Here is a 12,620-nt window from a genome sequence, read left to right on the forward strand (position 1 = left end):
GGCAGTGCAATTAATTTAGTTGCAAAGATGCCGGACCAAATTCTTCAAAATGAATGTTCTCAGCGTTGATGCCCTGATGGGTTAAATATTGGAAGTGCTTTTTGATAAATCCTGCAGGGCCACACAGGTAATAGTTTGCCTCCTGTGGAAGATAAGAAGCATCTATTTTAGCGAGATCAACCCAACCCTCAAGAGCGTCAGTGTCCATACCCTGCGCTTCGTCATAGAAAGAAAAGCTAGTCATGTTTTGATGTTGGCTCTCCAATGTTTTTTACTCTTTCTTTAAACGCATGTAGATCAGGGTTGCGGCAACCATGGATCCAAGTGATCGGTTTGTCTTCTTTCTTGTCCGCTAGATGCTCTAACATGGCCATCAATGGGGTCTGACCAACGCCGCCACTGATAAATACATGTGGTTTGTCACTTTCGACCAATTGAAAGGAGCCTGTTGGTGCTGTGAGTTCCAGTTGTTTTCCAACCTCAACGTATTGATGTATATAATTACTCACCATACCCTCAGGTTTTCCTTCCGCGGCTTCTCTTTTTACCGAAATCCGGAGGTATTCGCCGTTACTCGCATCGGAAAGACTATATTGTCTGGGTTGATAAAGGTGTAATTCGGGAAGAAATACACGTACACTTACATACTGGCCTGCCTCGTGTTTTGGAAGTCTTCCTTGATCTGTTGGCTTGAGATAAATAGACTGAATCTCATCGGTCTCGGCTACCACTTTTATAATGGTGAATGGCTTCCAGCCCGTCCATCCGCCGTCGCTCTGGATCATCTGATTATACATATCCTTTTCGACTCCGACCATCAGATCTGCTAGCTGAAAATAGGCAACTTCCCAGGCTTCAATCAGTTCTTCTGTGGCAGCAGCCCCCAATACTTCCTGAATGGACGCCAATAAATGCTTCCCAACAATCTGATAATGCTCCGGACGAATATTGAGGCTGCTGTGTTTTTGTCCGATATGTTTCACTGCCGAAAGAAGGACTGCTGGATTCTCAATATGCTCCGCATAGGCTAATACTGCTGTAGCCAAAGCCGTTTATTGTCGCGCATTTTGTTGGTTTCCCATATTGAAGACATGTTTAAGCTCCGGATTGTGGTCAAACATACGTTTATAAAAATAACTGGTCAGCGCTACACCATGTTCGTTTAAAACCGGTACAGTACCTTTGATTAACTCTTTTTGTGCTTCAGTAATCATAATAAAATATTTAAATACCTTTTTATCTTTTATTTGATCAGAATAAAAAATGAAAAAATCCACTCGCTGCGAGGAATCTTATAACCTTGATAGGGTTCATTTGCAAATGACTATCGTTTACAAAAATAGAGAATTATAATAAAAGACAAAAATATCTTTTATTATTTTTTACTGCTTGTACGGACAATCATCCGGTCGATTTTAACGGCAGTCTTGTTCACAGTGGACTACTCCCAGGTTTTAAGGTTTTTAGGATAAAATGTCCATTCAGGGGTTTTTATAATATCTTGGTCAATATCGTACCAAGGACTAAGCTTGCTGTTGTTCCAATTGTTTAAAATTTGTATTTCTTGGGCTGGCATGTAGCTTTGTGCGAGTAGTACAATTGTTTTTCCAGTGCTGTCCTTGGCCAGATCAACTACAATGATTGCATGGCCAATAGGAGATCCTTTTTGGATAAAAGTATCTCCAATCTTAACTTCTTGAGTCGTTTTTACACGGGGCAGCTCATCATGTAGTGAAGCCGTATTTGCATAGGCAAAAATATATTCCAAATATTTCCAATAGGTTGGGTAGGCGTAATCTCCTTTTGCGTAGTTTGTAAATGTACGGGGTTTACCGTCTGAAAGGAAGTTGAATTTGATATCCTTGTACCGCTTTTGTTGGTATAAGTAATCTGCCCTGAGTCGCATGACAGCATCCGCGCATTGGTGTAAATCGCGCTTTCCGATGTCCAGCTTTACAACACTGTTGTAGATGTTATTTCTAGGTTTAATTTTTCCATTGTAATAATGTACCTCCCTGTCGATGGGGTACAATGGAAGATTTTCAAGGAAATTTCCAAATTCTTCAGTCCGGTAGTTTGCTCTTTTAAAGCCTTCCGGCAATAAAATGCGTGATTTGACCGTCATCCCAGCGGGGTTAATAAACTGGCTTCCGTCCGTTCTCGCTAGATCCGCAGCGACCGAGTCGAGCACTTGGGCTTTTGGTGAAGCCACATTCGGTTGTCCACAGCCAATGAAAACCTGACACGAGAGGAGTGGAATGAGTACATGTATGGATCTCATATAAAATTTTCTGAACTAGTGTATTGCGTTTATCGAATATACTTAAATCTAGATATAATTCGAAACATAAATCATTTGAGAAAATTAAGAAATTTTTAAGCTACTCATCCGCTTTTTGGATCATTTTCTGATGTAGCTTAGCCGAAGTTAAAAAGAATACGATTATGTCAGGAAAACAGATTTTTCAGACGTCAAGCAAAAAGCGCTGGTACGCTTTTTCATGGATGAGCAGCGCATTGGTAATAGGTTTGATCATTGGTGTGATATGTGTGGTTTATACATTGGGAAAGATTCAGATTCCTCCTTTTCCAACAATTAATACCAACACAGCATTGACCGAAAAGTCCACCGCCAGATTAAAAAAATCCAAACAATTCAAGGAGTTTACCATTGTAAAATCCGAATTGGAGAAGATTAAACGTGACCGTGAGCTGAAGCATTTGAAACATATTGGTACCAAAGACAGGATCAATATGGGCTTTTATGTCAGTTCTTGGTCTAATGAAGTTCGTGAACAGTCTTTATCTGATTTACGCCGAAATATAGGTCATTTGGATATGGTCGCCATGGAGTCCTTTTTTACGGTACCTAATCAAGATACCGTGGTCGATAAAGCAGATACTGCTGCGCTTAAGGTGATCCATCAATATAAGCGTAAAGCAATTGCGCAGATTTCCAATTTCAGTGGTAACGATTTTGATGGGCAGACTGTAAAGGCTATTTTGCTTAATCCGGATAAACAACAACGTTTTATAGACGACATCCTTCTTAAAGTGAAGCGTAATGGTTTTGCAGGCATAAATATCGACTTTGAGAATTTACAGTTGGATGACCACCAGCCATTAAACGATTTTATGGCGCATATCTATACCGTATTTCATACGGAGGGCCTGCTTGTCACGCAAGATATCTCGCCTGAAAATGATGATTACGATCCCATTTCCTTACAAAAATATAACGATTATATTATTTTGATGGCTTATGATCAGCATTCCATTGAAAGTAATGCTGGGGCCATTTCACATCAGGCATGGGTTGAAAAGAACCTGGATGAACTTTGCAATAAGATCGATGCAGACAAAGTGATTTTGGCTTTGGCATGTTATGGATATGACTGGCCGAAAGATCGGGTGGGCAAAACGTTGACGTATGATAACGCCGTTATCTTGGCGCATAATTACAATGCTAAGATTACTTTTGATCCCCAATCTTCCAATCTCAACTTCAGCTATACAGATGGTGCGGGGATGCGCCATGATGTCTATTTCACCGATGCCGCAACTTATTTCAATCTCATCCGCAAAGCCGATGACTGGGGCCTTGCAGGCATTGCTCTTTGGCGTTTGGGAAGTGAAGACGCTCGTTTATGGTCGTTTATTTCCAGATCATTGAATCAAGAAAATTTGAAAAAAGAGCCTTTTGACTTTCGGAAAATAAGTCAGATCAATGTGGGAGGGATTCAATATATTGGCGATGGGGAAATTTTGGATTTGGTCAATAGCCCGGCTCCTGGGGAAGTTAAATTTACTTACGATCCATCGACGCTAATGATTCAGGACCAAGTGTATGTAAAAACACCGAGTAATTACGTTATTAAGCGCTTTGGAGAAAGAGACAAGACGGTGGTGCTCACATTCGATGATGGGCCTGATCCGACATATACGCCACAAGTATTGGACATCTTAAAAAAAGAACGTGTTCCGGGAGCTTTCTTTCTTGTGGGTGTGATGGCTGAGAAAAATATGGATCTGGTCCGTCGCGAATACCAGGAGGGACATGAAATCGGTAACCATACTTTTTTTCACCCCGATATGTCCACAATAGGGCCAAATCGTGTTAAGTTCGAGTTGAACGCCACCCGAAAGATCATTGAATGTATAACCGGTCATAGTACAATTCTTTTCAGAGCTCCTTTTAATGCGGATGCCGAACCACAGACGGTGGCCGAAATTCTGCCCGTGGCCCAGAGCCGTAAAGAGAACTATATCAATATTGGCGAATACATCGATCCCAACGATTGGTTACCTGGCCGTACAGCAGATGAAGTCTATAATGAAGTCATCAAACGACGCGATAACGGGAATATTATCCTATTACATGATGCTGGAGGCAATCGAGAAGCGACCATAGCCGCCTTGCCACGTATTATTCATTATTTTAAATCGCATGGATATAAATTTGCAACGATTGGTGATTTAATGGGCAAAAAACGAGATGAATTGATGCCACCTGTTGAAAATGCTTCCGATTCGGGATTTAGTGGATCTTCCAACCGCTTGTTCTTAGGAACATTGTTTTATGGTAACATCTTTTTGAATCTGGTTTTTTCCATTGCCATTGTATTGGCAATTTTTAGAACAGCAATGATTGCTTATTTGGCAATCCGGCAAAAACAAAAAAGTAAAAAAGAGCAATCTCAATTGGTTGTGGATCCTCGGGAGAAGGTAAGTGTGATCATTCCGGCCTATAATGAGGAAATAACCGTGTTGGCAACTATAAAAAGCCTGTTGAATTTGGATTACCCCAATTATGAGTTGATTTTCGTTGATGATGGATCGAAAGATAAAACTTTTGAGATGGTCAGTAAGGTGTATGGCGATCATCCTAAAGTCAGGTTATTTACAAAACCAAACGGAGGGAAAGCATCTGCGCTTAACTATGGTATCGAGCAATCCGATACTCAGTTTGTGCTCTGTATCGATGCCGATACTCAACTGAAGACAGATGCGCTAAAGCAGTTGATGAAATATTTTAACAAATCTCAAGTCGCTGCTGTCGCAGGAAGTGTTAAAGTAGGAAATGTCCATAATATATTGACACATTGGCAATCGATCGAGTATATTACTTCACAGAATATGGATAGGAGAGCTTTCGATTTGCTCAACATGATATCGGTCGTACCAGGGGCAATTGGCGCCTTTCGTAGATCTGTTATTTTGGAAGTGGGTGGATTTACAACGGATACATTAGCGGAAGATTGTGATTTAACCATGCGTATATTAAGAGCGGGTTATACCGTGCGAAATTCATCTGAAGCAATCGCTTATACGGAAGCACCAGATACGGTAAAAATGCTCTTCAAGCAGCGTTTCCGTTGGAGCTTTGGTGTGTTGCAGAGTTTTTGGAAAAATAAACAAACCCTGTTAAATCCCAAATATGGCTATTTTGGTATGGTCGGAATGCCTAATATTCTGATTTTTCAGATTATACTTCCTTTATTTGCGCCCTTGGCCGATATTTTTATGTTATTCTCTCTGGTGAGCGGTCTTTTCTCCCTAAGCGAGGTAAATGGTATCAGCTGGACAGGAATTGCAGGATTATTTTCACTGCATAATGGTTTTGGTCAAGTGATGTTTTATTACTTCCTTTTTGTATTCGTGGATATGTTCTTTGCAGGCATTGCCTTTAAAATGGAAGGCGAGAAGCTTAGCAATTTAATTTATTTGTTTCCGCAGCGTTTTTTCTGGCGTCAACTGATGTATTTCGTTTTATTTCAAGTCTGTCAGAAAAGCGATTAAAGGTGAATTAAATACTTGGGGTACCTTGAAACGGACAGGCGGGGTGAAAGAGGTAACAACAAGTGCATAGAAATTGTGACTTACACGAGTTAGGCGGTAGCATCCTTCTTGGTATCCTACTTTAGGATTGCTATCGCCTACCAAAAAGTATACAGAGATTTTTAATTGAGCTTGAGAATAGGTACTTTCAATAAAAATAGAAACGACATGAAGATACTTTCCGCTCAGCAGATAAACGGGATTGATAGTGAAACCTTAAAGGATCAGAAAATTAGTAGTCTTGACCTGATGGAACGAGCTGCAACAGTTGTTTTTGAGGAAATTAAAAAGCTTCATTCACGATTGGAGCAAAGTACCTTTTATATTTTTTGTGGTAAGGGAAACAACGGCGGCGATGGTTTGGTACTGGCGGGTCTGTTGGATCAACAACAGGCCCAAGTCAAGGTTTATTTAGTGGATGTTAAGGATTACTCCGTAGATAATCTTACCAATCAAAAGCGTTTACCCAATCATATGATTCAAAAAATTGCAGCGGAAGACCAGATTGATATTCCTTCCGATGCAATCGTACTGGATTGCTTGTTTGGATATGGATTAAAGCGGGCACTGACAGCTGACTGGAATGGTATAATTTCCAGTATAAATGGATGTGGTGCAACAATCTATTCGATCGATATGCCTTCTGGGCTGCTGGCTGATGAAAAGACAGCTAAAGATGTTCCCATTGTAAAGGCAGATATGGTATATACCTTTCAGTTTCCAAAGATAGCCTTGCTAATACCCGAAAACCAATGGTATGTAAAAGACTTCAAGGTATTGGATATCGGTCTTAGCCAACGTGCAATTGAATTGGCAGAAACCAATCTGTTTTATGTCGACGAGTCCTTCCTTAGGTCCTTTTATCGACAACGAAGGAGATTTGATCATAAGGGAACATTTGGTCATACCCTGATTATTGGCGGAAGTAAAGGTAAAATGGGGGCTGTTCAGCTTGCGCTAAAAGCGGCTCTTCGAGCGGGTTGCGGTTTAGCCTCAGCTTATGTACCTAACTGCGGTAATACTATTTTACAGACTGCCGTGCCCGAAGCGATGGTGATGACTGATCTCCAACAAGATTTCATTAGTCAATTCCCCTTATTGACAGGTTATCAGTCAGTGGGTATCGGAATCGGGATGGGAACAGCATCCCATACAATTGATGCGTTAAAGGTATTTATAACTCAGGTTAATGATACCCCTTTGGTATTAGATGCTGATGCTTTAAATATTCTTGCCCGCGAACCAGATCTTTGGGCCTCTGTTCCAGCGCACAGTATATTAACACCCCATCCCAAAGAACTTAGCCGGATATTGGGTGCTTGGCAAGATGATTTCGAAAAGATTGAGAAAGTGAAAGCTTTTGCGCGTAAACATCAGTTGTACCTGTTAATAAAAGGGGCAAATAGTGCAATGGTTATGCCTGATGGGCTCGTTTACTTCAATAGTACAGGCAACGTGGGCATGGCAACAGGAGGCAGTGGCGATATACTGACAGGGATTATTACCTCCTTGCTTGGACAGGGCTATTCTTCTAAAGAAGCTTTAATTATGGGGGTATATATCCATGGGCGCGCGGCAGATATTGCAGTTAAGACGATTGGTGCCTATTCCTTATTACCTTCGGATACCATTAATCATCTTTCCGACGCATTTATCTCATTAGAAAAAGGATTATGATAGATTGGTACATTGAACAAGTTTTTGCCGCCCGGACCTGGAAACTTCGAAAAGAGGTTTTCGCTCTGGAAGGTAAGTTGGCCGAGGTGATGTTGGAGGGCGATTTTGAAGCGACGCATTTTGCCGCCTACGACGGAAACGAAGTAGTAGGCGTGCTGAGCCTGATTAGTTCAGGTGATACTTATACAATCCATTTCCTCGCTGTTGCTCCACATGTAAGACTGAAAGGTGTAGGCACAGCATTATTGAAACATGCGCGACTATTTATCGATACGTTCGGTGGTAAAATGCTCCAAGCCGAAGCGCCCTCTGCACAGCAGCATTTTTGGGAAAGTAATGGTTTTGTTCCTATAAAACAAAAGGAGGAGCTCATGATCACGTATTCATTACCGCCAACCAATGATCTCATGCCCGACAATGAGCCATGAGGTAGGTTATGGCTGCACACCGGTGCTGCTCCTTGTGATCCTTACGGATTTTCAGCATAGGTGATCCGATCCGCTTCGGTAATGTTACGTATAACCCGGCACGGATTACCTGCAGCTACGACGTCTGCTGGAATATCTTTTGTGACGACTGATCCAGAACCAATGACCGAATTTTTTCCGATTCGCACGCCGGGATTGACGACAACCTGTCCACCGATCCATACATTATCTTCGATTACGATAGGCAACGCAAACTCCCAACCTTGATTTCTTGCTTCAAAATGGAGGGGATGGCCGGCTGTGAAGAGGCTTACATTAGGACCAAATAATACATTATCACCTATGGTAACTGGTGCACCGTCTAATATTGTACAATTATAATTGCTGTAAAAGTTCTCACCAATAGCAATATTGTAACCATAATCGCAACGAAAAGGAGGTTCGAGAAAGAATCGAGTTCCCGTCGATTTAAAAAGTTTTTGAATAATCTGTTTTCTGAATTTCAGGTGTTTAGGCTCCGAATCGTTAAACCGTTTAAGTTCTTCTTTTGCGTATTGTCTTTCCTTAAATAATTGCCCCTCCGAATCGATATAGGGAAGGCCGGCAATCATTTTTTCCTTTGCTGATTTCATTCAATGCCCATTTTTCCGCAACAAACTTAGATAAATTGATTTTTAAATGCAATAGCAATCTACGCCTTGTGAATCTGGGTTATTGAGTTTTTTTTGCATAATCAATGGCCCTTGTTTTCAACTAAGCATAACCAATGGATACCCTGTTTCCATCAAATGGGCTGCGTTGCAGCGCCAAGTTTTGTAACAGGAGCTTATCTACACAAGGTGGTTTAGCACCTTCTTCCGATTTAATTCATTGCAGTTGTGACAAACAATTTTCCTTCGAAAAGCATTTAGATAATGGACACACGTATGCTACTGCCTTCGTCGTAGCTGTATTCAAAATTATTATTTCAATGAAGATCGCTTATATAAGTACTTACTTGCCCAAAGAATGTGGCATCGCCACTTTTACATCGGATTTGTTGCATGCTGTTGCGTTGCATAATCAGGAATTAACACAGCACGTTTTTGCTGTCGCTGACCGGGACTATGATTATCCCAGTGAAGTTGTCTTTAAAATAGACCAGTATGATCAATTGTCCTATATTGAAGCAGCCAACTATATTAATGAACATGGCTATGACTGTGTGATATTGGAGCATGAATATGGCATCTTCGGTGGTAATAGTGGAATATATATCTTATCGTTGGTTAACGCATTGCATATTCCATTGTTAGTTAATTTTCATACCATTCTTGAGAAGCCGAATGTTGATGAAAAGGCTATTCTCATTGAAATTGTAAAAAGGGCTTCGATTGTAATCGTCATGAGTAATTATGCGGTTACTTTACTCAAATCCATTTATAGGGTCAATACCACGAAAGTTAGACTGATACACCATGGTGTGCCCGAGTTTACCTTGGAACATGAGCTTGCAAAGCTTAAAAAAGGTCTTTCTGGCAAGAAAGTGTTATTGACATTTGGTTTCCTGGGACGCAACAAGGGCATCGAAATGGTGATTGAATCCTTGCCTGAAGTCGTTAAAGATGAACCAGATCTGTTGTACCTGGTCGTTGGCAAAACACACCCTAATGTGTTGGCGCATTCGGGAGAGGAGTATCGGGAGTATCTAGGCAGTCTCGTGGAAGCTTATCAGTTGCAGGAGCACGTCCAATTTGTTAATTCCTTTGTGAGCCAGGCCGATCTGGTAGAGTATCTTTGTGCCTGTGACGTTTATGTCACCCCTTATGTTAATGAGGCGCAGATTACGAGTGGAACGTTATCTTACGCCATTGGTGCCGGAGCTGCAGTGGTCTCTACGCCTTACTGGCACGCAAAGGAACTGCTGGCTGATGGAAGGGGGGTATTGGTCGAATTTAAAAATTCAGCCAAGATGGCTGAAGCGCTTAAAAACTTGTTTTCAAATTTGGATTATCGTACCACCTTGCGGGACAATGCCAGTGCATTTGGAAAGGAGCTCACCTGGAAAAATATTGGCCTCCGGTATACACGGATTTTAAATAAAATCATACCTACCTACGACGGCCTTAAAGAAAACGCAGGATTTAGTAAAGATGAGATGCCTAAATTCAGCTGGAAGCATATCGATAGGTTGACCAATCAGGTGGGTATCTTACAGCACGCAACTTATTCTTTGCCCAATTATAAAGAAGGCTACTGTCTTGACGATAATGCGAGGGCACTTTTACTTGCTTTATTAGCCCAGGATAATTTTGCTGATAAGAAGTTAGACCGCCGTATTTCCACCTACCTGAGTTATATTTATTATCATCAGCGCGAAGACGGTCTTTTTCATAATTTTATGGATTTCCAGCATAATTTCTTGGATGAAGTCGGTTCGGAGGATTCCTTTGGACGAACGATATGGGCCCTGGGGGTGCTTCTTCGTAAAACTAAATTAACCAGTTATTATCAATTGGGACACGAGTTATTTTTTAGAGCTGTGCCGAATTTCGGTCAGTTGCGCTCCAACCGGGCGATAGCGTATACTGTGCTGGGAATTGCCGAATATTTGCATCATCAATCCAATGACGAGGTCATGATAGAGCTGATGCGGACGCTTATCGGCAAACTTGTGCGGGAATACGAAGCGAGTTCAGATGAACACTGGCAATGGTTTGAATCCGTATTGGCGTATGATAATGCAATATTACCTTATGCGTTTTTGACAGCATATCCTTTTTTAAATGATGAGACAATAAAACAATTGGGGCTAACGACATTAAAGTTTCTCGAAAGCATTACGATCCAAAATGGTGCGCTTTCGTTGGTTGGAAACCAGGAATGGGCCAAGCAGGGCAAGCATGTCAGCAAGTTTGGTCAGCAGCCGCTCGATGTTACAGCCATGGTATTTATGTATCGCGAAGCTTTTCGACTGACGAATAAAAAGGTTTATTTTACCCGAATGATAGCCTCATTCCGCTGGTTCTTGGGCGAGAATGATCTTAGACTCGGACTCTACGATGAGGAAACCAAAGGTTGCTGTGATGGACTGGAGGCTTATGGCATCAATAGAAACCAAGGGGCTGAAAGCACCCTCTGTTTCTATTTGGCCTATATTGTGGTTTCTCGTGCCTTTAATGATAGCGATCAGGATTCAAGATAGCCAGCAATAAGTCTTCAAGCTTGATGGTGGCATAAGTCGACTCATAATCAGACATTGCATACGGTAAAATGAGGTGTTCATTGTGGACCAGGGCACCGCAGGAATAAATGACGTTTGGTACATAGCCTTCCCGTTCTTCATCGTTTGGGGTCATCAATGGGCTATGTAGTCGTCCAATTTCAACATGGGGGTTGTCCAGGTCCAGAAGGGAGGCCCCCAAAACATACTCGCGCATCGGGCCCACGGCATGGGTCAGGATTAGCCAGCCATATTGAGTTTCAATCGGTGAGCCACAATTGCCGATCTGGACAAATTCGTAGGGATATTCAGGTTCTTGAATGCGGATTGCCGTTTCCTGCCATATGTTGATATTGTTGGAGTAAGCAATATAATTGTTTTCACCGTCAATTCGACAGAGCATGGCGTAGCGCCCATTTATTTTTCTTGGAAATAGTGCCGCACCTTTATTGGCAATTTCACCATAGATGGGTTTCACCTTAAAATGATAAAAATCTTTTGTGGTGAGCAGTTTAGGAAGGATACTAAATCCGTCGTAGGCTGTGTAGGTAGCATAATAGATGCTCTCATTCTTCTCAGTTTTGAACTGGACAAAACGGGCGTCTTCTATCCCTCTTTTTTCTGTGTCGGCGAGCGGAAATATCACGCGTTCCGAAATGGAAGTGTCCAATGAAAAAGTCATTTCATAATGCGAGGAAGCGAGCCAGAGCGCCTGTTGTAAAAATGTCACATTTTCAAGATTTTCTTCACTCTCCCGCCGCACTTCATCGATGTACCGCTTAAGTTCCTCATACGTAAATGTCTCCGTTAGCTTTTCCTCGAGTTTGGACTTAACTTCCGTTGGTTCCGCATGTAGCTCATTCATCTTCTTTAAGAAGGACTCCTTGTGATACCGGTGGTTTTTAACTTGCATGGGTTTATCCAATAGATTACCGATATAGTCGATATGGATATTATTGTCGACATCCAAGGTGCCCGAGCGAAAAACGATCGAAGAGACATGACCTTCTCCGGTGGCCCTGAAGCTTAAAATAACCCGTTTTTCACCTTTGAATAATTCGGTCTGATCCGGATGTTCGATAATGGAGGGATTAAATAACGCTGCCGATTCAATGGAATATTCCATGGTAAAGTAAGAGCCGATCAGCAACTTGTCGATATGACTTAGCTTCTCCTTTGAAAATGGAATCTTCTCCAAAAGGTGGCTTACCCGGTCAAAATTTCGTTCAAAGATATGGGCAATGCTACGATGTCTTTTCGTATAGCTTCGTAAAACCTGTCCAAAGACTTCTTTCCGTTCCGACTCATTAAGGGATAAAATGCGCCTGATAATTTTTATTGTACGGTCATCGCCAAGGAAAAAAAAACGTGCGAGAACTCTTTTCTTATCCGGTTTAAAGTAAATATCCTTTCGTTCAACTTGTACTGGTTTATGCATAATTTTATGTTCATGTTTACACATTTATTAGAACGAT

Annotated in this window: 10 protein-coding genes; 4 read left to right on the forward strand and 6 right to left on the reverse strand. The window is 41.6% G+C overall.

Features of this window, described 5'->3' with window-relative positions:
* Window positions 1-10: 10 nt before the first annotated feature.
* The 4 genes from DTA23_RS28110 to DTA23_RS23190 form a co-directional block, all read right to left on the reverse strand.
* Entirely contained in the window at window positions 11-244 is a 234-nt protein-coding gene (locus tag DTA23_RS28110) for a ferredoxin reductase domain-containing protein (RefSeq protein ID WP_218565453.1), read from the reverse strand.
* A complete protein-coding gene (locus DTA23_RS23185; protein ID WP_218565454.1) occupies window positions 237-1,046 on the reverse strand; it encodes a globin domain-containing protein in 810 nt (269 codons plus the stop codon). Before DTA23_RS23185 ends, DTA23_RS28110 begins: the two co-directional genes overlap by 8 nt.
* Window positions 1,047-1,052: 6 nt before the next feature.
* Complete coding sequence (locus DTA23_RS28115; protein ID WP_204991056.1) at window positions 1,053-1,214, reverse strand: globin family protein; 162 nt, start codon at window positions 1,212-1,214, stop codon at window positions 1,053-1,055.
* Window positions 1,215-1,441: 227 nt separating this feature from the next.
* Window positions 1,442-2,281 carry a DUF4846 domain-containing protein gene (locus DTA23_RS23190; protein ID WP_070565569.1) on the reverse strand — a complete coding sequence of 280 codons (840 nt, stop codon included), beginning with the start codon at window positions 2,279-2,281 and terminating at the stop codon, window positions 1,442-1,444.
* A gap of 164 nt (window positions 2,282-2,445) precedes the next feature.
* On the opposite strand from DTA23_RS23190, the gene DTA23_RS23195 reads away from it, so the two are divergent.
* The 3 genes from DTA23_RS23195 (at window position 2,446) to DTA23_RS23205 (ending at window position 7,943) form a co-directional block, all read left to right on the forward strand.
* Entirely contained in the window at window positions 2,446-5,799 is a 3,354-nt protein-coding gene (locus DTA23_RS23195) for a trifunctional glycoside hydrolase family 18/polysaccharide deacetylase/glycosyltransferase family 2 protein (RefSeq protein WP_256604631.1), read from the forward strand.
* Between the two features lie 207 nt (window positions 5,800-6,006).
* A complete protein-coding gene (locus DTA23_RS23200) occupies window positions 6,007-7,515 on the forward strand; it encodes a bifunctional ADP-dependent NAD(P)H-hydrate dehydratase/NAD(P)H-hydrate epimerase (RefSeq protein WP_070565566.1) in 1,509 nt (502 codons plus the stop codon).
* Complete coding sequence (locus DTA23_RS23205) at window positions 7,512-7,943, forward strand: GNAT family N-acetyltransferase (protein WP_070565564.1); 432 nt, start codon at window positions 7,512-7,514, stop codon at window positions 7,941-7,943. Before DTA23_RS23200 ends, DTA23_RS23205 begins: the two co-directional genes overlap by 4 nt.
* 41 nt (window positions 7,944-7,984) lie before the next feature.
* Here DTA23_RS23205 and DTA23_RS23210 read toward each other — a convergent pair whose 3' ends face one another.
* Window positions 7,985-8,575, reverse strand: a complete 591-nt coding sequence (locus DTA23_RS23210; RefSeq protein ID WP_070565562.1) for a sugar O-acetyltransferase — start codon at window positions 8,573-8,575, stop codon at window positions 7,985-7,987.
* A 338-nt stretch (window positions 8,576-8,913) separates the two neighbouring features.
* Between DTA23_RS23210 and DTA23_RS23215 the strand changes: the two genes are divergently transcribed.
* Window positions 8,914-11,127 carry a glycosyltransferase family 4 protein gene (locus DTA23_RS23215; RefSeq protein WP_112376574.1) on the forward strand — a complete coding sequence of 738 codons (2,214 nt, stop codon included), beginning with the start codon at window positions 8,914-8,916 and terminating at the stop codon, window positions 11,125-11,127.
* Here the strand turns inward: DTA23_RS23215 and DTA23_RS23220 are convergent.
* Window positions 11,099-12,583 carry a glycoside hydrolase family 130 protein gene (locus tag DTA23_RS23220; RefSeq protein WP_070565560.1) on the reverse strand — a complete coding sequence of 495 codons (1,485 nt, stop codon included), beginning with the start codon at window positions 12,581-12,583 and terminating at the stop codon, window positions 11,099-11,101. The genes DTA23_RS23215 and DTA23_RS23220 overlap by 29 nt on opposite strands.
* Between the last annotated feature and the right edge of the window lie 37 nt (window positions 12,584-12,620).

Origin of the sequence: Sphingobacterium multivorum, assembly GCF_900457465.1 — a bacterium.
GTDB lineage: Bacteria > Bacteroidota > Bacteroidia > Sphingobacteriales > Sphingobacteriaceae > Sphingobacterium > Sphingobacterium multivorum.